We start from the raw sequence: 22,554 nt of genomic DNA, 5'->3' as shown, positions 1-22,554 counted from the left end.
GGTGAGCGAACCGTCGCCTATCGCCGGGCTGCACGCGGCCACCGCCGAACTCGATCCGCCGCTGGCCGCCGTCGACCTGGCCGCCCTGCGCGCCAATGCCGCCGACCTGGTGCGCCGCGCACGCGGGGTACCGATCCGGGTGGCCAGTAAATCGGTGCGCTGCCGCGCCGTCCTCGAAGAGGTGCTGGGCAGCGACCTCACCGCCGCCGGCGGCTTCGCCGGCATCATGGGCTATTCGCTGGCCGAGGCCATCTGGCTGGCCGGGCTCGGAGCCCGCGACATTCTGCTCGGGTATCCGACCGTCGATCGGGCGGCGCTGGCGAAGCTGGCCACCGATCCGATGTTGCTGAACGCCATCACGCTCATGATCGACGATATCGATCAGCTCGACCTGATTCGCGCCGCCATCGGCGAAAAGGTCTCTCCCCGTGTGTGTATCGATGTGGATGCGTCGCTGCGCATCGGACCGCTGCACCTGGGCGTGCGCCGCTCGCCGATCCGTACGCCCGATCAGGCCGCGCGGCTCGCCGGTGCGGCCCGGCGGCGCGGATTCGATGTCGTCGGCGTCATGACCTATGAGGCGCAGATCGCCGGGCTGCCGGATTCGAATCCCGCTGTGCGCCTGGTGAAAAAGGCTTCCGCCCTGGAGATCGGCCGCCGCCGCAAGCAGGTCGTCGATGCGGTGCGCAGCGAGGTCGGCACGCTGGAGATCGTGAACAGCGGCGGTACCGGCTCCATCGAGGTGAGCATCTCCGACCCCGATGTCACCGAGGTGACGGCGGGCTCCGGCCTTTACCTCCCAACGCTTTTCGACGCCTACCGCAACCTGGCTCCGCGCCCCGCAATGTATTTCGCCATGCCCGTCCTGCGGCACCCCGCCGACGGCATTGCCACGGTGTACTCCGGCGGCTACATCGCCTCCGGCCCCGCCGGTGCCTCGCGGGTCCCGAAACCGGTGTGGCCCAACGGTTTGAAGCTCATCGGTACCGAGGGCGCGGGCGAGGTACAGACCCCGTTGACCGGCGCCGGCCACCTCGCGATCGGCGACCGCGTCTGGTTCCGTCACGCCAAGGCGGGCGAACTCCTCGAACGCTTCAACGAGGTCCAGCTCGTCGCCGACGGCACCCGCACCCAGGTCCCCAGCTACCGAGGCGAAGGCCGGAACTTCGGCTGAGAACCACCCCGTCCTCCACTGAGACCGCCCCCTCGTAATCCTGACCGCGGTTCTCCGCTCGTCATCCCGGCGTGCTTTCGGCCGGGATCCACGAATTCAGCTCAAACGCGGTCGAGTTGAAGCACCGCTGCCAGGTCGCTGAGTTCCGCGGCAGTCGTAGGCAGGAATTCCGTGAGCAGCGGCGAGCGCACGATGATCGCCGACCACATGGCCCGGGAAATCGCACTGGTCAGCCAGTGCCGCGATAGCAGCGCGCCGATACCGTGTGGCGCGTCCTTGGGCGCGGAGGTCGCCATGGAGACCAGCACCACGGCGGCTTCGCGGCCCTGGAAATGGTCCGCCGTCCCGACCAGCACATCCTCGATCCTGGCGCGGGACAACAGGGTTCGAATGCGCGCCACCTGCGCGTGATACGGCGCGACCACCAGAATGTCGTGCGGATGCAGGCGTCGGGTGACCGCACCGGTCTGCCACGGCAGACCCAGCAGATTGCGCACCTGACGCACGATCTCGCGGGCCTCCTCGGCGGATTCGGTGCTGTTGCCGTGATGTTCGATGGTCACGGTCCGGATACCCGGTGCGATGCCTTCGAGTTCCCTTGCGAGGGTGACGGTTTCGTTCGATCGCAGTCGATTTTCGTAGCGCAGCCGGGACACCGGACCGCAGACGCGCGGATGCATGCGCCAGGTGCGGTCCAGGAAGTATCCGAAGGTGGCGGGCAGGGTGCGGTGCGCACCCACCAGGCGGCCCAGCGCCGATTCGTCCACCGGTTCGGGATGAATGCCGTGCCCGGTGGCGGGCGCGGGATCGCCTACCAGCAGCAGGTTTCGGGCGCACAGTGCGACCGCGACGGTGTCGGCGAGCGGGAATTTCCCGGCGTCGGCGATGACCAGCAGATCGAGACTGTCCCGCGCGATCCGCTCCGGATCGGCGAAGTCATTCGAAAGTCCGCCCACCACACCGCCATTGACGGCATTGTCGAGGAAGCGCTCATATTTCGAGGCGTCGATCGGCAGCCACTCCGGGGCGACGGATTGCGCTTCGGCCTTGGCGACCAGTTCGGGCAGCACGCCCACCTGGACGACCGCGTCCAATACATGTTCGACCGCCGCATGAGTGCGCCCGACCACGCCGACCCGCCACTTGTACCGTGTCACAAGCCTTTCCACCACGCGCGCGGTGGTGTCGGTCTTGCCGGTGCCGGGTGGGCCCTGCACCGCGACATACGAATTCTCCAGATCGAGAATGGCGGCGGTGACGGCGGCGGCGTGATCACCGAAGACCTCCGGCAGCGCTTTGCCCTCACGCAGCCGGGGCGGGCGGCCGCACAGCAGATCGAAGACGGCATTGCCGGGGACCTCGGGCAGGGTCACAAGTAGTTGGTGCGCAATATCTTCGAGCGATTCCTCCAGGTACTCATTGTGGCCGGGCGGGCACGGGGCAATCGCGGTGGGTAGCTCGTCATAGGGTTCGCAGCCCTCGGGGAGTAGTTCGACGACGCGCACCACATCCTCGAAATTGGTGTCCAGAGCGCATCCCAGCACCGTCGCGTGTGCGGCCGCACGCTGTCCGGGCATGGCGGTCATACCGGGTGCGGGCCGGTCGTACAGCGTCAGGACGCGGGTGCCGGGCGGGGGTGCGTTCCCGGTTCCGAGTCTTCCGGTCAGGGTCAGATACCGGCGCATGGGTCGCTGACCGGTGCTGTGCCACTTGGTATCCACCGTGCCCCAGTCGGCGACGAGCACGCCCGGTGTCTCCGCCCACTCCTCGACGGGATGATCCAGGCGATCGTCATGCGCCCAGCGCAGCGGTTGCCGCTCGCGCCGGAAATAGCCGACGGCAGCCGCGGTGAACGCGGCCGCGATCTGTGCCGAACTGCGTTCACGCCCATCGCGATACCCGGTTTCGGCGAATTCCCGCAGGGCCGCCTCCACCTCGTCGGGGCCGGTCTCCCAATAGTCGTAGGACATGCGCCGGGCGGGCTGCACGCCGTGTTCGGTGGCCACCCGCAACAGCCAATCCCGCAGTTGCCGAACGGCTTCCGGTCCACTGCCCGCCAACCCGTCCGTCTGATCCGAGGCGGGTGGGGCGGGTCGATTCGGGGGCAGCTGGCGCAGATCGTAGGAGCGTTCGCCGACGATCATGGCGGCCCGGACGATCGGATAGAGGTCGACCAGGGCCGGAAGTAGTTCCGCCACCACGTCTTCCCCATCGGGGTAGCGTTCGCCGACCGTGCTCAGCAGCGGGCGCAGATTGCCGCGATAGTGGTGGATGTGCAGGTCCGGGTGCTCCCACTGGCGTTCGGTGAGGAAGTCCAGCAGTGCGTCGGCGTCATCGTCCCAGATCGGGATGTCTTGCGCGGCAGCGGAATCGGTCGCGCCGGTGCGAATGGTGAAGGTGTGCACGCGATCCGCGGACCAGTTGGACCAGACCCGCACCCGATCGGGTGCTTCGACGCTCACGAAGAGATCGCCGCGGCTGGGCCGGGGGAGCGCGGCCAGGGCGGCGGCGTCGATCAGGGCGTGCGTGGGTTGACCCGTGCTCTCGCGCTCCAATTGGAGTTCGGCTTGGCGGCGCAGGGTGCTGAAAGCCGGTGCGGGCACACCGCTGACGGTGGCGTCCGCGGCGGCCAGGCGAGCGACGGTGGTGATCCCGGCATCGCGCAACTGCGCACGCGTGGCGGGCCGCATACCCGCCACCAGCAGCAGATCCCGGCGCGTCTCGAGTTCGGCGGTGCAGGCGGGGCAGCGCCCGCACGCCAGAAACCGTCGATCCCCCCACTGCACGGGCAGCAGCTCGCCGAGCTTGTCCGCCAGAATCCGGTTCAGGCGGTCGCGGCGTGCTTGATGGATGACGACGATATCGGCCAGCAAATGCGTACTCGGCACGCCGTCGATCCATAGCCTGGCCTGTGCGGCGGGCCGGAAACCGTACTGCCGCAACGCATCCGCACTGGCGGCGAGGGTCAGCAGAGCGGAAATGCGATGCGGCCGAGTGGTGACGGCCGCGGGCAGATAATCGTATGTCTCGGGGTCATTGCCGCGCACCAGGAAGTCGCATCGGGTCGCGAACGAACCGTCGAAGACGACAGCCCCCGCGACCGCCTCCGCCCGCCCGCGCAGCGCGTCGACCGTCTCGTCATGGGCGGCCCGCAGCGCGGCGACAACCATCGCCGGGTCGGCCGGCCCGACGGGTCGATCCGCGGAGTCGGCGAGTTGACCGTGGGCCCCGGGGATGCGCACCACGCCGGACCCGTACCGGTCACGCAGATCCGCGAGCCGATGTTCGACCGCCGGTTCCCAGGCGTGCGTCAGCACGCCGGGTGCCGGATATCCGATCGACGTCACCAGCCCCAGTTCGGCGTCGAGCGCGCGTAGCAGCGCGAACTCACAACGCGCCGCCGTCACCAGGTCACCGGTGCTACACACGACACGATCACCGAACAGAATCAATCGCGGCCCTCCTGTGTCTCTCCGCCGACACCCGCGACCCGGACACGCGTCATTGCGTGCCGAGTCGCGAACAGCGTAATGACTCCATCTCCCACCCGGTGTTGCCAGGTAGCCCCCGTGCGCCCCATCGCCCGCCCCCAGCCCCACCCGCCCCCGCCCCTATACCCGGGCCACGTTGCGACACAACACGACTCGCGCCCCCTACCACCCTCATCCCCCGGTAGCCCCCCGGAAAGCCCACCAACCACCCCGGCGTGTCGCCCCTCGGATTCCCCCAATTTCCCTCTCCTACCAACCGTCGCCCTGAACGATCCACCGCAACCTGAAAGAGAGCCGACCGTGCACTCATGGTGGCGATTTCCGGCATATCTTCGCCCCGAGTGCACACTCGCCGGAATTCGGCGGTGGCGGAGCGGACCCGCGTTCCGAGCCATGCAATCGACTCCTGGTGGTTCACGCCCCGAGACCTCCTGGGTGTGCCGGCCGATGGGATCTTGCGGATCGGGGTGCGGTGGAGCGCTCGGCCGCGCCGGTGGCCCGAGCGGAATTTCGGCGGTGCGGGGGTGCGAGAATCGGGGGATGCCGTATTTCGATGGCGGCCGTGGGCGGCTGCATTACCGGCGGCAGTCGGTTACAGATGCTTCGGCGCGGGTTGCGTTGTTACCGGGGACCGGGCAGCACAGTGGGCACTATCACCGGTTCGGGCGCGCGCTCGAGAATGCCGGTATCGAACTGTGGACACTCGATACCTCCGGGCATGGGCTCAGCGAGGGTGATCCGGATCGTCCCGGGACACTGCCCGAATTGGCCGCTGACGCGCGGGCATTCCTCGACGCGATCCCGGCCGACTCCATTCCGTGCGTCCTGATGGGGCACTCCCTCGGTGCGGCGACCGCCTTGGCTGCCCTCGATTCGCATACGGCGGCGACTTTCGGTGCGGCCGTGACGCTTTCCGGTTTGATCCTGTGCGGGACGCCGCGCGCGGTGTTGCTGGGTGAACCCCCGAAGTCCGCCAGGGGGAGCGCGACCACCACGGCGAGCGGTCGTGGGCGCGGCGTGCGTCTCATGGGGCCGGCGGGACCTGTTGTGCCGGAGGGGATTCCGGTGCTGGTGGTGCATGGCGTGGATGATCGGCGGGCTCCGATCGAGCCCGTGCGGGAGTGGGCGCGGCACATCGTGGCCGAGTTCCGCGAGTACCCGGATGCGGGGCACGACCTGCTGCATGAGCCGGTGCACGCGGTGGTCAGCGCCGATATCGCCGAGTGGATCGGCAAGGTCGCGGCTCGCTGAGCGGAGCGCGTCAGCGTGCCGAGGGCGTTGGGCGCCTCAGGCGCGAGTGTTAACGAGGTTCAAGACATGATCCCCTCCCACCGTCCCGCTCTCTCTTGCCCCGTCATCCCGGCGTGCTTTTGGCCGGGATCCACACCCGGAGTGGCTCAGCTGATTTCGGTGGATTCCCGCCAAAAGCATGCGGGAATGACGGGGTTGGTCGGCGACATCATGACTTCATCGGTAGAGGCTCGCTGAGGAGCTGGCACTCGGTCGGAAAGCTTGAAGCTGAGGTTGGGCGGGCATTACCCGCGGCACCCGGTCGGCCTGGAGTTCACCCCGGGATGTGGTCTGGTGGCCGGTGATATCGAACCATTCGGGCGGAATGGGGTTTACGGTGCTGGGCGTGCCACTTTATGAATTCGAGGGTAAGCGGCCGACGGTTGATCCGACGGCTTTCATCGCGCCGACCGCGACGTTGATCGGGGATGTGCGGGTCGAGGCGGGTGCGTCGGTTTGGTACGGGGCGGTGCTGCGGGCCGATCTCGCGCCGATCATTATTCGCGAGCGGGCGAATGTGCAGGACAATGCGGTGATCCATGTGCCGGAGAATGTGCCGGTGGAGATCGGTCCGGGTTCGACCATCGCGCATGCGGTGGTATTCCACGGTGCGACACTCGGCGCGGAATCGATTGTGGGCAATGGCAGTACGGTGCTGGATATGGCCAAGATCGGCTCCGGCACCATGATCGCGGCGCATTCGCTGGTCCCGCCGGGTGCGGAGATTCCGGATGGGGTGCTGGCGGCCGGAGCACCCGCGCAGGTGAAGAAGTCCATCGAGGGCACGCCCGCCGAGCTGTGGGTGAAGGTGAACCCGTCCTACTACGCCGAGCTGGCGCAGCGACATCGCAAGGGCATCACCGAGATTCACTGAGCCCCCTGCGCCTCGGCGAGCGGCCGGTACCGCTTCGGCGCTACCGGGATTCGCCGAGCAGCCGCACCACTTCGGCATCGCTGAGTTGGTGGAAGTCCCGGTAGACGCCGCCGACGCCGCCGAGTGCGCGCGGCACCAGCGGGCAGATCACTTCGTCGGCGAGGGCCCGAATCCGATGCAGCGCTTCGGCGGAGGAGACCGGTACGGCGACCACGACCCGGCGTGGCTCGTGCAGTCGGGCGATCTCGCAGGCGGCGGCGACGGTCGCGCCGGTGGCCATGCCGTCGTCGGCGATGATCACGGTGCGGTCTTTCAGGGGAATCGGCGGTTCGGTGCGCAGCACGTGCCGCCGCCGCTCCAATTCGACGCGCTCCAAATCCTCGATATCGGCGAACTGTTCCGGTGTCACCCCGGTAGTGGCGACGACATCGGCATTGAGCACCCGCACCCCGTCCTCACCGATGGCCCCCATGGCCAGTTCCGGCTGCCACGGCACCCCGATTTTGCGTACCAGCAGCACATCGAGGTCCCCGCCGATGGTGTCGCGGATCGCCACCGCCACCGGAACCCCACCCCGGGGCAGTCCCAAGATCAGCGGATCCGCCGCGCGAAAATGCTCGAGCACCCCACCCAGCGCCCGGCCCGCAGCCTCCCGATTCGGGTAGATCATTGCTGCTCAGTCTAGTTCGCGCGCCTGCGGGCGTGGTCCCCCTCGTCATCGCGCGTGGTCCCCTTCGTCATCCCGGCGCGCTTTTGGCCGGGATCCACACGACAAGGGCATCACTCTCATCTGTGGATCCCGGCCAAAAACATGCTGGGATGACGGGGCGTCCTTTGCTGACAGCGCCTACTCGCCTCGGATGGTGAAGCGGCGCAGGGCGAGGCTCGGGTTGGTGGTGCGGACTTGGGTGAGGTCTTCGAGGTCTACTCGTGCGGTGGCTATGCCGGGTTGGTCGCCGAGTTCGGCCAGGACCGCGCCGGTGGGGGCGATGATCATGGAGGCACCCGAGCCGCGGGGGGCTGCCTGGTCGGCGGCGGCGACGTAGATGGTGTTCTCGATGGCTCGGGCGCGCAGCAGGGTCGTCCACTGGTCGACTTTGCCGGGGCCCGGAATCCATTGCGCGGGCAGGATCAGGGTGTGCGCGCCGGCCGCCGCGATGCGTCGAATGCCTTCGGGGAAGCGCAGGTCGAAGCAGGTTTGCATACCGAAGACGATGCCGTTGATGCTGAAGGTGGGCGTCTGGTCGAGCGGTCCGGGCAGGATCACATCGGATTCGCGGGAGCTGAACGCGTCGTAGAGGTGCACTTTGCGGTAGACGGCGGCGAATTCCGCGTCGGGGGTGGTGGCCACCAGCGTGTTGTAGATGCGCCCGGCGGGCTGATCACTGCCGGGCGTCTCGAGTACGCCGGCGACCAGGTGCACACCGAATTCGGCTGCGATACCGCGTAATCCGTTCACGAACGGTCCGGTGAGCGGTTCGGCGGCCGCGACGGCCCGCTCATCCAGGCGCAGCACCGAGTACATGGAGTACTCCGGTGCGATGACGAGTTCGGCCCCGAGTTCGGCTGCGGTCCGGACTTCCGCACGCAGTGCGGTGAGATTGGCCACGGTGTCGGTGCCGGGTGCGAACTGCACCACGGCGATGTCCATGGCCCTTGCGGACGCCGCGCCGGTGCTGGGTTGCGGTTGCGCCTCGGGTTCGTGAACGACGACCGTCGTCGCTCCCGAACTGCCCGGTTCCGGCGTTGTGACCGTGCCGGTTACGTAGTTCCGCACCGGTACGGGTTCGGTGTGACCGAGCCCGGAGGCCGACATGACGGGCGTTGCGGCGGCGGTCGAGGGCGGGTTGTCCGGTTGCACGCGGTCCAGCCTATTCACCCTATGGTCGGACCGACCAGGGTAAGGCAGTAAACTCCTGGTCAATGAGTACCTCACCGGCCGACAGCGTTCCCACTGACGACGAGAGGGACGCGAACGGCCCGTCCTTCGCTGATCTCGGTATCGATGACCGCGTGTTGCGCGCCATCGCCGATGTCGGCTACGAATCGCCGTCGCCTATTCAGGCTGCGACTATTCCGCCGCTGCTCAGCGGTGCGGACGTGGTGGGTCTCGCGCAGACCGGTACCGGTAAGACGGCCGCGTTCGCGATTCCGATCCTGATGGGGTTGGAGGTAACCGGTAAGTCGCCGAGGGCGCTGGTACTGGCTCCGACCCGTGAACTCGCGATCCAGGTTGCGGAGGCGTTCGGCCGGTACGCCACCCATATCCCGGGTCTGAACGTGCTGCCCATCTACGGCGGTCAGAACTACGCCGTGCAGCTGTCCGGGCTGCGCCGTGGCGCGCATGTCGTGGTCGGTACGCCGGGTCGTGTGATCGACCATCTCGAGCGCGGCACCCTCGACCTGACGCAGCTGCAGTATCTGGTCCTCGACGAGGCCGACGAGATGCTGAAGATGGGCTTCCAGGACGATGTGGAGCGCATTCTGCGCGACACGCCCGACACCAAGCAGGTCGCGCTGTTCTCGGCGACCATGCCGCCGGTGATTCGCAAGATCGCCAAGCAGTACCTGCACGATCCGGTGGAGATCACGGTCAAGACCAAGACCTCCACCAACACCAATATCGGGCAGCGCTATGTGATGGTGTCCTACCAGCGCAAGCTGGACGCGCTCACCCGCATCCTCGAGGTCGAGACCTTCGAGGCCATGATCATCTTCGTGCGCACCAAGCAGGCCACCGAGGAGCTCGCCGAAAAGCTGCGCTCGCGTGGGTATTCCGCGGCCGCGATCAATGGCGATATCGCGCAGGCACAGCGTGAGCGGACCATCGGCCAGCTCAAGAATGGTCAGCTCGACATTCTGGTCGCCACCGATGTCGCCGCGCGTGGTCTGGACGTGGAGCGCATCTCGCACGTCGTGAACTACGACATTCCGCATGACACCGAGTCGTACGTGCACCGCATCGGCCGTACCGGTCGCGCGGGCCGTTCGGGTGAGGCGCTGCTGTTCGTCGCCCCGCGCGAGCGTCGCCTGCTCGATGCCATCGAGCGCGCCACCCGCCAGCCGCTGACCGAAATGCAGCTGCCCAGTGTGGACGATGTGAACGCGCAGCGTGTCGCGAAGTTCGGTGACACCATCACCGAGAACCTCGCCTCGTCGAACCTGCCGCTGTTCCGCAAGCTGATCGAGGATTACGAGCGCGAGCACAATATCCCGCTGGTGGATATTGCCGCCGCGCTGGCGATCGGCTCCTACGACGGCAACAACTTCTTCATGGAGCCCGATCCGGAGCCCGCGCCCCGTCGCGAGCGCAGTGACCGCGGCGAGCGTTCCACCTTCGAGGGTGATCGCCGTGAGCGTCGTCCGCGTGAGGGCGGCCCGAGCCAGCACCGGCAGACCGGTGCGGATCTGGTCACCTATCGCATCGAGGTCGGTAAGCGCCACAAGGTCGCTCCCGGCGCGATCGTCGGTGCCATCGCCAATGAGGGCGGCCTGCGTCGCAGCGACTTCGGGCATATCAGCATCCGCCCGGATCACAGCCTGGTGGAACTGCCCGCGGACCTCTCGCAGGAGACCCTGAATGCGTTGAGCCGCACCAGGATCAGCGGTCAGCTGATTCAGCTGCAGCTCGATTCCGGTGCGCCGGGCCAGCGTTCGATGAGCCGCGCCCCGCGTCGCGGACCCAGCGATCGTGAGTTCAAGCGGGCCGATACCCGCCGCAAGCCCCGCACGTAATCGCCACGCGCCCTGCCTCTTTCGCCCGCATCAGCGAGAAAGGGGCGGGGCGCGAGCATTTTACGGCAAAGAAAAGTGCGCTCAGGTTCGAAAGCCTGGGCGCACTCTTGTTTCCACCGTCGTCATTTCGGTGCTTTCACCCTCGTCATTCCGGCGTGTTTTGGCCGGAATCTACCGAGATGTGTTGCTGCACTACGGATGTGGATCCCGGCCAAAAGCACGCCGGGATGACGGAGGGGCTGCGTCTAGTTGTTGTCGCCGGAGCCGGAGCTCGATCCGCTTGCCGAACCGGTATCGGCGGGAGCCTGTGCCGGGGTGGTGGGCGCCTGGCCGGTGGTGGTGGGCGCCTGGCCGGGGGTGGTCGGCGCGGCGGAAGTGGTCGCGGGGACCGGTTCCACGGGCAGGTCGGGGACGGTGAAGAGGCCGACGGTGGGCAGTACCAGGCAGCGTGAGCCCGGGTAGTCGATACTGCCCCAGAGTGAGGCGACCACGGTGCCGGGTCCGGTGTCCACTGTCTTTGCCAGCGACGGGAGGTTGTACTCGGTCATTTCGTCGAGGGGCGTAATCCCGCTGCGGCCGTTGCCGACATTCAGCCAGGCCACGCTCAGCCCGGAGGCGAGCGGCATACCGACGGTGGCGGGTGCGGCCTGGAAGCGCAGGGTTCCGGGCGGTCCCGCGAGACCGGTGTCCGGACCGGCCTGGCCGGAGACGGCGGAGGCGGCGGTCATGGTGAAAGGCAGATTGAATCCGCAGCCGAGGGTGGGCGCCTGATACCCGAACGGTGTGAAGCCGATGTTCTTCAGTCCGGCGGCGGCGACCAGTTCGGCGGTCTTGCCGGTGGTGGTCACCGCGGCCAGCGCGTTCTGATCGGTGCCCGCGGTCTCGGTGAGATAGGCGATGGCGGCATCGACCGGAGTGTCGATCTTCGGCGCGGCGGTGGCGGTGCCGATCGCACCGAGGACGGCCGTGGTGGCGATGGCAGCGACCGCTGCGGCGCGCCGGGGAAGGGTCATGCCGTTCACTCGTGCTGCTCCTGCGAACTCTCGGTACCGGGATTGGTGGCAGGCGACTGCTTTTCACCGCGTATCGCGGCTCGCGTGCACCTGATCTCCCCGGCAACGTACCAGCTCTGTCTGTGCGCCGCCGGGGTGAGGCGGCTCGCGTCTGTGATCCAGTCGTCAACCCCCCGGTTACCGGGGGGTAGGTTTGACCTTGAAACGACAGCGACGCTGGGAGATGCGATGAAACTTGCCCTGTCACCCGACGAGGTGAAATTCCGGGACGAACTGCGCGAGTTCTACCGGACCGAGATCCCGGCGGAGATCCGCGACCGCGTCAAATACGGTCACGAACTCTCCCGCGACGACATTGTCACCACGCACCGGATTCTCAATCAGCACGGCTACGCCACCCCCAAGTGGCCGGTCGCCTGGGGTGGCCGCGACTGGACGCCCATGCAGCTGCACATCTGGGAAGACGAGATGCAGCTGGCGTCCGTGCCGGAACCGCTCACCTTCAATGCCCAGATGATCGGCCCCGTGCTCGCGCAGTTCGCTTCCGAGGAGATGAAGCAGCGCTTCCTCCCGGCTACCGCGAACCTCGACATCTGGTGGTGCCAGGGCTTTTCCGAGCCGGACGCGGGTTCGGACCTGGCCTCGCTGCGTACCACCGCGGTGCGTGACGGCGACTCGTACATCGTGAACGGTCAGAAGATCTGGACCACGCTGGCGCAGTACGCCGACTGGATCTTCTGTCTGGTGCGCACCGATCCGACCGTCAAGAAGCAGGCGGGCATTTCGATGCTGCTCTTCGATGTGAAGACGCCGGGTGTGACCATTCGCCCGATCAAGTTGATCGACGGGGGCCACGAGGTCAACGAGGTGTTCTTCGAGAACGTTCGCGTTCCGGCCGATCAGCTGGTCGGCGAGGAGAACATGGGCTGGACCTACGCCAAGTTCCTGCTCGGTAACGAGCGCACCGGTATCACCGGTGCCGGCCGCACCAAGGTGAAGCTGGGTGTGGCGAAAGAGTATGCGGCACAGATCAAGTCGGGTAGCGGCACGCTGCTCGAGGATCTGGTGTTCGCCTCGCGTATCGCCGAATTGGAGAACGAGCTGCTGGCTCTGGAGCTCACCCTCGCCCGGGTGGTCTCCCAGCCCACCGACGGTAAGCCGAATCCGGCCTCCTCGGTGCTGAAGCTGCGTGGCTCCGAATTGCAGCAGGCCGCAACGGAATTGCTGCTCGATATCGCCGGACCCGACGCACTGCCGGTCGAGACCGCGGGCATCGCGTCGCCGGACTGGGCGCAACGCACCGGTCCGAGCTACCTGAATTACCGCAAGACAACCATCTACGGAGGTTCCAGCGAGGTGCAGCGCACCATCATCGCCTCCACCATCCTCGGATTGTGAGCTGCCGCCATGGATTTCGAACTCACCGATGAACAGGTCATGCTGCGTGACACGGTCCGCGATCTGCTCGCCCGGGCCTACGATCCCGAGACTCGGCTGAAGGTCACCGACACCGAACTCGGCTGGAGCCGCGATGTCTGGGGTCAGCTCGCCGAATTGGGTGTGCTGGGACTGGCTTTCAGTGAAGAGGACGGTGGCGTCGGCGCCGGACCGGTCGAGGTCATGGTCGTCATGGAGGAGGTCGGACGCCGGCTCGCGCCCGAACCGATCCTCGACGCCGTACTGGTGCCCGGTGCGCTGATCGCCGCCGCCGGAACCGAGGCGCAGCGTCAGCGGGTACTGCCCGAGCTGGTCGGGGGCACCAAGCTGCTCGCCTTCGCGCATGCCGAGCCCGGGACGCGCTGGCCCGCAACCGAACTCACCACCACCGCCGTTCCGTCAGGTGACGGGTACGTGCTCACCGGTGTCAAAAACCCGGTACCGCACGGTGATTGCGCGGACGAGCTGGTGGTGAGCGCTCAGCTGCCCGGTGGCGGTCTCGGCCTCTTCCTGGTCGCGGCGAATGCGGAAGGTGTGTCCCGCAAGCCTTTCCGCACCTTCGACGGGCGTCGTGGCGCGCAGCTCGAATTCGCCTCGGCCGCAGCGGAACTGCTCGGCGACAATGCCGACGCCCATACCGCGATCGCGGCGGCGACCGCGCAGGCCCAGGCCGTCCTGTGCGCCGAATCGCTCGGTGCGATGGAGGAGTCGCTACGCCTGACCACCGAATACCTCAAGACGCGCAAGCAGTTCGGCGTCACGCTGTCCAAGTTCCAGACCTTGAGCCAGCGCGCCGCCAATATGTACGTCTCCCTGGAACTGGCCCGCAGTATGAGCCTGTACGCCACCGCCGCGGTAGCCGACGACATCACCGATCCGGTGGTCGCCGCCCGTGCCCGCCTACAGGTGGGCCGCTCCGCCCGGCACATCGGCCAGGAGGCCATCCAGATGCACGGCGGCATCGGTATCACCACCGAATACCCGGTCAGCCACTACGTGGCCCGCCTGACCGCCATCGCCCGCACCCTGGGCAGCGACCTGGAACACCTGCGTATCCTCACCGACCGCGTAGCCGACTACACCCTCGTCGAGTTCTAGACCCCCACAACGAATCTCGCGCCCCGCTCCCTTCCAGGAGCGGGGCGCGACGCGTTCCGCAGGTGTGAACAACCCTCGATGAGGGTGCGCGACATGGCATCGGGGAAAGCTGTGAACGCAGCTGTAACCGGTGCGGGCGAGAACACTCGTAACCGGTGCAGGTGAGAACATCCGCGTTGGCGGGAAGGTGCTGTCGCCTGGGCGTCGGCGGAAGGTGCTGTCGCCCGCGCGTTGTCGGGAATGTGCTGTCACCCGCGCGTCGTCGGGAATGTGCTGTCATCCGCGTTGTCTGGGAGGTGCTGCCACTCGCGTTGTCTGGGAGGTGCTGTCGCCCGCGTTGTCGGGGAGGTGGTGACTCTCTCTCGTCATCCCGGCGTGTTTTTGGCCGGGATCCACCTGAATCGATTGCAGCGCTGCGGGTGTGGGCCCCGGCCAACGCGTGCCGGGGTGGCCGGGGGCGCGGTCGCTAACCGCTCGCGGGTTGGTCGTCCTCGGTGGTGGGGACGGCGATTGCCGGTTCGGTGGTGGGTGGGGTGGTGGGGCGGGTGGATTCCGTTGTGGGAGCGGGGGAATCGGTGGTGGGGCGGGGGCGCGTTGTCGACGGAGAGGTGGTCGTCGGGCGCAGGGGAGTGGTGCGGGAGGCGGTGGTGGGGGCCTCGGGGTCGGGGCTCGCATCCTTGGGGTCGGTGGTGACCGTGGGGATGGGGGAGTGCCGCGGGGGCTGGTCGGCGGCCACCCGCCAGGTGGGCGAGGGCGGGATGACCACCGCGGGGGTGGTGCTGCCGCCCGATTGTGAAACCACCGGGGCCGCTTGCAGATCCGCGTTCAGGGGCGGGGGCGCGACGTAGGTGTCCTGACCGCCGAGGCCGCACGCGCCGATGAGTACCAGGCCGAGCGACACCGCGCCGACAGCGGCCGCGGCGCCGGCCACGGGGGCGGGTAGCCGCCGCCGCGGGGTGGCGCCGCGGCGGTCCGCGCCGGCGTTGCTGCCGTCCATGGGGAGCACTCCTGATTCGTCTCGAGTGGGCTCACCCTAACGGAGGAGGTGGCGCGGGGCCAGGCGGGTGGTCGGTCCGTTTCGTTACCGCCCGCGGCGAATGCGCAAGGCACAACATTATCTCAAACAGCGGTGATTCAGATATCGAATCAGTAAAGTCAGCGTGTTTTGCACACGTGTCGTATGGACATTTCGTTGCCGAGCCGTAATCTGTGTCCAAAGTTACACGTGAGACGCCCGAAATTAGCCGAGAGACGCGCCGAAGGTTCGCCGAACTCGGTGGGCGTCATCGAGGAGTGGATGATGGGTGCATTCTCGACATCCCCGCAGCGCGCGGTTGCGCGATCGGGGGAGCCTGCGGCCACGGAATCGTCGCGATTGTGGACAATTCTGGCCCGTAGCGCCGCATGGCTGATCTTCCTCGGGGGAGTGTTCGGCGCTGTCCTGGGGATCGCGGGTCTACGTGTCGAAATCACCGTCGCGGGACTGATTCTCGCCTGTACGGCCGGGCTGATCCTACTCAAACTGCGCGCCGACGCCGCCGCTACCGAGAAACACTGACGCACTCCGCGCGATAATTCCCGAATTGCCGAACGGCTGCCCCGAATTCACACGCAGCAACTATTCGGCAAACATAAGTCGCGAATGTCCCACGCGGATACCGCATTACTCGGGAAACTCATGGTTGCCTGCGAATAACCCATTCGAATGCGGCGGCCTCGGACCGACTTCCCTCCGCTGTTCGCGAACGATTCGGCTCACCGAGTTCGGCCAGCAATCGTTCCGATATCGGCACCAGCGTCGCCATTGATTCCGGCGTGAACCATTCCGGCCGGGTGGCGAAGAGCAGATCCTCGCTGGAGGTATTGCCGGAGGCACCGGGCGCGAACGGGCAGCCGCCCAAGCCGCCGAGCGATCCGTCAAGGACGCTTGCCCCCGCGGCGAGTGCCGCCAGCGAATTGGCCACGCCCATACCCCAGGTGTCATGCCCGTGGAAGACGATCCGGTGCTCGGCCGTACCCCAGTGCCCCTGCGCGACAACGGCGCTCACCAGTGCGCTCACCTGTCCGGGATGCGCCTGTCCGAGCGTATCGGCGAGCACGATATCGGCCGCCCCGTCGGCGCGCGGATCGCGCGCGATGGCCAGCACCCGTTCCGGATCCACTGGCCCCTCGAACGGGCAGGTGAAAGTCGTTGCCAGACAGAGCTGAATCCGCCCGCCCGCCGCCCGCGCGAACTCGACGGCCGCGGGCATGGCGGCCAGACTCTCCTCGGTGGTGCGGCCGATATTCGCCTTATTGTGCGAATCGGAGACCGAGAAGCAGTACTGGAAGTTCCGCACCCCCGCCGCCGCGGCCTTCTCCACATGTCGCGGCGTCGCCACCCACACCCAGCACCGCGCCAACTCCTCCGCGGTGAGCGCGGCGACCAGCTCGAGCGTATTGGCCATGGGCGGCACCAGATCCGGTCGCGCCATGGACCCGATCTCCAACTCCGGCACCCCCAGCGCCAGCAACTCGCGCACGATCTCCACCTTGCGCCCGGTAGCCAACACCTTCCCGGTCAGCTGCAACCCGTCGCGCAGCGTCACATCCCGCAGTATCGCCTCCATCACAACCCCTTCCGATCGCCCAGTCGGCATATCCGATTCGTCCATGTAAGCGTCCGGCCCACCCGCGAGCCCAGCCGATCGGCGGAAGCCGGTAGCCGATCGTCTTGCGTGGCAGCCTCGAGCGGTTGTGCGGCAGTCCGGACGGAGTGTGCGGCAGTCCGGACCGGGTGCGGGGCAGTCCGATCCGTGCGTGTGCGTGTGCGAGTACCGATCTCGACGCCCGTTGCGCTCGTCATCGGCCCTCGAGTGCGTCGATCTCGTTGTCGGGCATGCCGAGTAGGCCCGACAGCACCTCGCGGGTGTGCTCGCCGAGATCCGGGCCGATATTGCGGATGGGGAGGGACTGCTCGCCGATGACCGGGACTATGCCGGTGAAGCCGACCTGTTTGGGTTCGGGTTCGCCCACGTCCACCGGGAAGTGCTGAATCATATTGCGCGCCTTGTACTGCTCGTCGGCGACGATATCGGCGGCGGTGTAGATGGGGCCGCAGGGGATGGCGGCGGCCTCCAGGAGTTGCAGGGCCTCGTCGCGAGTGTGCAGGCGAGTCCATTCGGCGATGGACGCGTCCAGGCGGTCGCGATTGCGCCAGCGGCCCGCATTGTCTTGCAGCTCAGGGTCTGCCGCGAGGTCCGGGCGGTCGATGACCTGCATATAGCGCTGGAAGATGGCATCGCCATTGCCACCGATAATGATGTTGAAGCCGTCGCTGCACGGGTACGCGTTGCTCGGGGCGATGCCCTCCATCCGCCCGCCGACGCGTTCGCGATTGACGCCGTAGGCGAGATAGTCCGGGACGAGCGACTCCATCACCGACAGGATGGATTCATTGAGCGCGACGTCGATTATGCGCTGCGGCAAGGGAACTCGACCGTCGCTCCGTTCCCGCTGGAACAGCGCCATGACGGTGCCGAAAGCGGCGTAGATGCCCGCGATGGAATCGCCGATGGAGACGCCCACGCGCACCGGCGGCCGATCCGGATCGCCGACGAGTTCGCGCAATCCGCCCACGGCTTCGGCGACGGCCGCGAATCCCGGCCGCTGCGACAGCGGTCCGGTCTGCCCGTAGGCGGAGATGCGGGTGATCACCAGATCCGGATTGGCCGCGTTCAGCACCTCCGGCCCGAGCCCCCACTTCTCCAGCATGCCCGGCCGGAAATTCTCCAACAGCACATCGCACTGCTTGATCAGATCCAGCACGATTCCCCGCCCCGCCTCGGTGCGCAGATCCAGCGTGATCGATTTCTTGTTCCGATTCACCGTCCGATAAAGCATCGAGGTGTCCCCACCGTAGAGCCGCCAATTCCGCAGCTCGTCACCGGTTTTCGGCCGCTCCACCTTGATCACCTCGGCCCCGAAGTCCCCGAGAATCCGCCCCGCCGTAGGCGCGGCCACATAATTCCCCAACTCCAGAACCCGCACCCCATCGAGCGGCCGAATCTCCATCCCCGCATTCTGCCCCACCGACCGCCCTCATCTCGGGAGCCGGGACCCCCGCTCCCACCCCGGCCGAAAGCCCCCCGTTCCCGTTCCCAACACAAACCCAAAGACGCCAGGACGAGAAAAGACAAGAACCCAAAACCCTGGACATGTGATCACCGGAAATTGACCGGGGCAACACGCCGTAGGTGGCCACGGTCAGTTCCCAGTGATCACATGTCCAGCTGGGTGGTGTGGCGTTTTGTCTTTTTCGTCTCGGTTCTGAAGGTGACCACGGCCGGCCGACCAGGCTGGGGCGCGAGTACTCGCGCCTGACCGGTGGCGAAAGTCGGGTACGGCAGGCGAGGTTCCCACTCCGAAAATTCGTGGCCTGCTGCCGAACCCCGCTGGGACAGAGGCGAATCCACCTAAGTCCGCTACGAAGGCCCCGAGTGCGGGCCCGTCTACGCCGCTAAGCCTGCCCGTGTTGCTGCACGCCGGTGGTTAGGCTGCGCGCGGGGGGACTTGCTCGATGATCGAGTAGTGCTCGGCGTTGCCGGTGATGATGGTGCTCTCGTTCCCGTGGATGTCGACGGGGATGTCGCCCGCGAGGGTGATGCGGGTGAGGCGGCGGGGCTGGGTGTCGTAGTCGTCGATGGCGTAGTGCTGGGTGGCGCGGTTGTCCCAGATGGCGACATCGCCGAGTTGCCAGTTCCAGCGAGTGGTGTTCTCCAGCTTGGTGACTCGGTTCTGCAGCAGCTGGAACAGGGCGGCGGATTCGGCGGCGGTGAGGCCGACGAAGTTCTTCACGAAGTGGCCGAGGAGCAGGGCGCGTTCGCCGGTGACGGGGTGGACGCGGACCACCGGGTGTTCGGTCTCGTAGTAGGTGGATTCGAATTCGGCGCGGTACGCCTTGCCCTGATCGTTCGGCGCGTGCGAATCGCTGCGGTCGGCGGCGTAGTCATATGCGTTGGTGTGCCGGGCGCGCAGGTTCTCCACCAGGGCCTTGAGCGAATCGGGCAGGGAGTTGTAGGCGGCGACGGTGGAGGCCCAGGTGGTGGAGCCGCCGTAGGCGGGCAGGTGTACCGCGCGCAGGATGGACGCCTTCGGAATGCGATCCACGAAGGTGACATCGGTGTGCCAGCTATTGGCGCGGCCGTACTCCGAATCGATGGGCAGCGTCTTGACGCCCCTGGAGGTTACGGTCGGATGCGGGGTGGTGGGGGCGCCCAGCAGTTGCGCGAACTCGTACTGGCCGTCCTCGGTCAGATGCTCCTGGCCGCGGAAGAAGATGACCTTGTGCTCATGCAGGGCGTCCTGGATGACCTTGATGGTCTCGGAGTCCAGCTCGCCGCTCAGCCGGACGCCGTCGACGCGGGCACCGATCTTGCTGCCGAGCTTCACCACGGTGGCGGTGGAGGTGGCGTAATCGACGGACATACAGGGCCTTTCGCTCGAACGATTGCTTGCTTCGAGCACACCACCGGGGCTGCGCCTGAAACAGGTTTAGGCGCAGCCGGATCGAAAGCCTGTCAGCCGACCTGTTCGCGTAGGAATGCCAGGTCTTCTGCTACTCCGTCGGCGGGGGTTTCCAGCACGATCGGGGCGTCGCCCACCGCCTTGCAGACCTCTACCAGGAGTTGCGTATCGATGGTGCCGTCGGCGAGATTGGCGTGGCGGTCCGCGCCGGAGTCGAAGGCGTCCCGCGAGGAATTCAGGTGCACCAGGTCGATACGGCCGGTGATGGCCTTGATCCGGTCGACAATGCCGAGTAGCTCCTCACCGCCCGCCCAGGCATGGCAGGTGTCCAGGCAGAAGCCCGCGCCGAAGTCGCCGACGGCATCCCACAACCGGGCGATATCATCGAAATGCCTTGCCATGGCGTGGTTTCCGCCCGCGGTGTTCTCGATGAGAATCGGCACCGCGAACCCGCCCTTGTCCTGCTGGCGTTCGAAGAGCTTGCGCCAGTTCAGGATTCCCTCGATGATCTCGTCATCTTTGCGGACGTGCCCGCCGTGCACGACCAGGCCGAACGCGCCCAGTTCGGCGGCGGCCGCGGCCTGCGCCGCCACCGCGCCGCGCGAGGGCATGCGTAGCCGATTGTTCAGGCTCGCCACATTGATCTGATACGACGAGTGCACCACCACATCGATGGGACTGGCCTTGATCTCCGCCGTCAGTGGATGCGGTGTGGGCTTGTCCCAGCTCTGCGGATCGACCACGAACATCTGGATGACATCGGCCCCCAGCTTGTCGGCGAAGCCGATGGGGTCGCTGTCGAGCCGAACGTGTGCTCCTATGCGCATGCCAGCCACCTTATCGCCGCCCGCCGACAGGAGATGGTGATCACTCCTGTTGCGCTCGAGCGATCCGCGGAGATAGTTCCGTAGGACTCGATTGCGCTATGGTTTCGGTGTTTTCCGGATCGGCCCGAGCACGATCACGCCGATCGTTTGCGGTACGTCGCGCGCTGGTGGGTCCCGGCGCAGGCGTAGGAAGTGGGAGCTCGACATGCTGTCCAGCGGTGATGTGTTTGCGGAATACGTTATCGAGCGGCAGTTGGGGCGCGGGGGCATGGGCTCGGTGTATCTGGCCAAGCATCCCCGGCTGCCCCGGCTGACGGCGCTCAAGCTGTTGAACCGGGAGATGGTGTTCGACAAGGAGGTTCGCGCGCGCTTCGAGCGCGAGGCGGATCTGGTCGCGCAGCTGGACCACCACAATATTGTCACCGTCTACGACCGTGGGCTCGAGGACGGGCAGCTGTGGATCTCGATGCAGTACATCGACGGTGTCGATGCCTCGAGCGTGAATCCGCAGACGCTGCCGCCCGAGCGGGCCGTGCAGATTGTCGCCGAGACCGCCGACGCGCTGGATTACGCGCACCGCAACGAGGTGCTGCACCGCGATGTCAAACCCGCCAATATTCTGCTGGCGCGCTCCACCGGCGGTAAGGGTGAGCGCGTCTACCTCACCGACTTCGGTATCGCCCGGCTGCGTGACGACAGCGGTCAGAACCTGACCCAGACCGGAACCTTCACCGCGACACTGGCTTACGCGTCGCCGGAGCAGCTGACCGGTTCCACACTGGACGGTCGCTCCGACCAGTATTCGCTGGCCTGCACCCTCTTCTGGTTGCTCACCGGTTCCGGACCGTTCTCGGCCACCAATCCCGCGGCCGTCATCCAGGGGCATCTGCAGCAGCCGCCGCCGCCCTTGAGCAGCGCCCGCCCCGGACTGCCGCCGGCCCTGGACATGGTGCTGAACAAGGCCATGGCCAAGCGACCCGAGGATCGTTTCAACAGTTGCGCCGATTTCGCGGCCGCCGCCCGGCAGGCGCTGTCCGCGCCGAGTTCGCCCGCCATGCCGCTGGTGAATCCGCGTACCGCGCCGCCCATGCCGACCCATACCCAGGGACAGCATCCGACGATGGGGCAGATGGGCGCGCCCATGCCCATGACCGGCGGGCAGCTGCCGACGGCGAACGCGCCGATGTACACCGGTGGGCGGCATACCGCGGCGCCCGCGCCGGTTGCGCCCAATCCTTATGCGGCACAGCCGAATACGGCTACGCCTCCGCCGCAGCCGCTGTACGGGCAGACCCGGCCGACGAACCAGTACACCAGTCCACCGCAGTTCAACGTCGGCCAGCCGCAGTACAACTACGGTGGCCCGCCGCCCGGTCAGCCGCCGGTCATGGGGCAGATGGGTGGGCGACCGCCGCAGCCGCCGAAGAAATCCAATGCCGGATTGATCATCGGATTGATCGTCGGCGCGCTGGTGCTGGTCGTTGTCGTGGTGATCGGGCTGGCCGCACTGGGCAGCAAGAGCGATGACACCACGACCACCGGCACCACGACCAGGCCCGCCTCCGGCACGGTGGCCACCTCGGCTTCGCCGGCTTCGGACAAACCGGTCGACTCCTCGGCCATCAGCAAGGAATTCGCGCGCCTGGTCCCCGCCACCAAGAACGGCGACACCGGATACAACGGTGCGACCTGCTGGCTCGCCGATCCCAAGAGCCCGCCGGACAAGTCCGATGGCGAACCCGATTTCGGTGATTGGGCGGTGCAGTGGCGGTGCTTCGGCGGCGGCAACAACGCCGACCCGTTCTACCGGATCTACGCGTATTCGTCTGTGGCCAAGGCACAGTCGGTGGTGAGCTCGCTCGCGCCGGACAAGAAGAGCACCGACAGCAGCGGCGGTAAGGCGTACACGAACTACCAGTTCACCGGCAGCGACCGCCCGCGCATGGTCACCGCCTTCACCGGTGACGGCAATCGCGGCCAGTACCTCATGTACACCGACGGCGTCGTCGGCAGCATCGACGACGTGCTGACCTGGTGGCGCTCGGCACCGTTGAACTGAGTTGTTGCCTGCGCCACGACGGGAGCAGGCAAGGTTGTCGGGCTCGCGGCA

17 protein-coding genes are annotated in these 22,554 nt (G+C 67.0%); 8 read left to right on the top strand and 9 right to left on the bottom strand.

The annotated features are described in order from the left end of the window. The first annotated feature begins 1 nt into the window (after position 1). Positions 2 to 1,174, top strand: a complete 1,173-nt coding sequence (locus tag GFY24_RS27450) for an amino acid deaminase/aldolase (RefSeq protein WP_309231405.1) — start codon at positions 2 to 4, stop codon at positions 1,172 to 1,174. Between the two features lie 101 nt (positions 1,175 to 1,275). On the opposite strand, the gene GFY24_RS27445 is transcribed toward GFY24_RS27450, so the two are convergent. Continuing rightward, complete coding sequence (locus GFY24_RS27445) at positions 1,276 to 4,602, bottom strand: AAA domain-containing protein (RefSeq protein WP_309231404.1); 3,327 nt, start codon at positions 4,600 to 4,602, stop codon at positions 1,276 to 1,278. Between the two features lie 603 nt (positions 4,603 to 5,205). Between GFY24_RS27445 and GFY24_RS27440 the strand changes: the two genes are divergently transcribed. After that, positions 5,206 to 5,916 (top strand): alpha/beta hydrolase, encoded by a 711-nt coding sequence (locus GFY24_RS27440; RefSeq protein WP_153807990.1) that lies wholly within the window; start codon positions 5,206 to 5,208, stop codon positions 5,914 to 5,916. A gap of 385 nt (positions 5,917 to 6,301) precedes the next feature. Beyond that, positions 6,302 to 6,829, top strand: coding sequence for a gamma carbonic anhydrase family protein (locus GFY24_RS27435; RefSeq protein ID WP_309231403.1), 528 nt, complete (start codon positions 6,302 to 6,304; stop codon positions 6,827 to 6,829). A 40-nt stretch (positions 6,830 to 6,869) separates the two neighbouring features. On the opposite strand, the gene GFY24_RS27430 is transcribed toward GFY24_RS27435, so the two are convergent. Further along, on the bottom strand, positions 6,870 to 7,499 hold the full coding sequence (locus tag GFY24_RS27430; protein ID WP_153807988.1) for a phosphoribosyltransferase: 630 nt from the start codon (positions 7,497 to 7,499) through the stop codon (positions 6,870 to 6,872). Positions 7,500 to 7,676: 177 nt separating this feature from the next. Then, the gene (locus GFY24_RS27425; protein WP_153808070.1) at positions 7,677 to 8,480 is read right to left on the bottom strand and encodes a carbon-nitrogen hydrolase family protein; all 804 of its coding nucleotides are present in this window, start codon (positions 8,478 to 8,480) and stop codon (positions 7,677 to 7,679) included. A gap of 272 nt (positions 8,481 to 8,752) precedes the next feature. On the opposite strand from GFY24_RS27425, the gene GFY24_RS27420 reads away from it, so the two are divergent. After that, positions 8,753 to 10,564, top strand: a complete 1,812-nt coding sequence (locus GFY24_RS27420; protein ID WP_153807987.1) for a DEAD/DEAH box helicase — start codon at positions 8,753 to 8,755, stop codon at positions 10,562 to 10,564. 245 nt (positions 10,565 to 10,809) lie between these two features. Here the strand turns inward: GFY24_RS27420 and GFY24_RS27415 are convergent, their stop codons facing one another. Further along, positions 10,810 to 11,577: a hypothetical protein gene (locus tag GFY24_RS27415; protein WP_375336114.1), complete on the bottom strand. Its 768-nt coding sequence runs from the start codon at positions 11,575 to 11,577 to the stop codon at positions 10,810 to 10,812. A gap of 228 nt (positions 11,578 to 11,805) precedes the next feature. On the opposite strand from GFY24_RS27415, the gene GFY24_RS27410 reads away from it, so the two are divergent. Further along, positions 11,806 to 12,975 carry an acyl-CoA dehydrogenase family protein gene (locus GFY24_RS27410; RefSeq protein ID WP_153807985.1) on the top strand — a complete coding sequence of 390 codons (1,170 nt, stop codon included), beginning with the start codon at positions 11,806 to 11,808 and terminating at the stop codon, positions 12,973 to 12,975. 9 nt (positions 12,976 to 12,984) lie between these two features. Then, complete coding sequence (locus tag GFY24_RS27405) at positions 12,985 to 14,112, top strand: acyl-CoA dehydrogenase family protein (RefSeq protein ID WP_153807984.1); 1,128 nt, start codon at positions 12,985 to 12,987, stop codon at positions 14,110 to 14,112. A 466-nt stretch (positions 14,113 to 14,578) separates the two neighbouring features. Here the strand turns inward: GFY24_RS27405 and GFY24_RS27400 are convergent, their stop codons facing one another. Beyond that, complete coding sequence (locus tag GFY24_RS27400; protein ID WP_153807983.1) at positions 14,579 to 15,109, bottom strand: hypothetical protein; 531 nt, start codon at positions 15,107 to 15,109, stop codon at positions 14,579 to 14,581. A 300-nt stretch (positions 15,110 to 15,409) separates the two neighbouring features. Between GFY24_RS27400 and GFY24_RS27395 the strand changes: the two genes are divergently transcribed. Continuing rightward, positions 15,410 to 15,670: a hypothetical protein gene (locus GFY24_RS27395; protein ID WP_228566701.1), complete on the top strand. Its 261-nt coding sequence runs from the start codon at positions 15,410 to 15,412 to the stop codon at positions 15,668 to 15,670. A gap of 118 nt (positions 15,671 to 15,788) precedes the next feature. Here the strand turns inward: GFY24_RS27395 and GFY24_RS27390 are convergent, their stop codons facing one another. The 4 genes from GFY24_RS27390 to GFY24_RS27375 all read right to left on the bottom strand — a co-directional run bounded on the left by GFY24_RS27390 (position 15,789) and on the right by GFY24_RS27375 (position 20,444). Next, complete coding sequence (locus GFY24_RS27390; protein ID WP_153807982.1) at positions 15,789 to 16,721, bottom strand: hydroxymethylglutaryl-CoA lyase; 933 nt, start codon at positions 16,719 to 16,721, stop codon at positions 15,789 to 15,791. Positions 16,722 to 16,953: 232 nt separating this feature from the next. After that, the gene (locus tag GFY24_RS27385; RefSeq protein ID WP_153807981.1) at positions 16,954 to 18,165 is read right to left on the bottom strand and encodes a CaiB/BaiF CoA-transferase family protein; all 1,212 of its coding nucleotides are present in this window, start codon (positions 18,163 to 18,165) and stop codon (positions 16,954 to 16,956) included. Between the two features lie 477 nt (positions 18,166 to 18,642). Further along, a complete protein-coding gene (locus tag GFY24_RS27380; protein ID WP_153807980.1) occupies positions 18,643 to 19,578 on the bottom strand; it encodes a TauD/TfdA family dioxygenase in 936 nt (311 codons plus the stop codon). Between the two features lie 92 nt (positions 19,579 to 19,670). Next, a complete protein-coding gene (locus GFY24_RS27375; RefSeq protein ID WP_153807979.1) occupies positions 19,671 to 20,444 on the bottom strand; it encodes a deoxyribonuclease IV in 774 nt (257 codons plus the stop codon). Between the two features lie 205 nt (positions 20,445 to 20,649). Here GFY24_RS27375 and GFY24_RS27370 point away from each other — a divergent pair, with 205 nt between their 5' ends. After that, complete coding sequence (locus GFY24_RS27370; RefSeq protein ID WP_153807978.1) at positions 20,650 to 22,503, top strand: serine/threonine-protein kinase; 1,854 nt, start codon at positions 20,650 to 20,652, stop codon at positions 22,501 to 22,503. Positions 22,504 to 22,554: the final 51 nt, after the last annotated feature.

It is taken from the genome of Nocardia sp. SYP-A9097 (genome assembly GCF_009649815.1).
GTDB lineage: Bacteria > Actinomycetota > Actinomycetes > Mycobacteriales > Mycobacteriaceae > Nocardia.
Note: the sequence above shows the minus strand (reverse complement) of the source record. Positions and strands in the feature narration are given on the sequence as shown.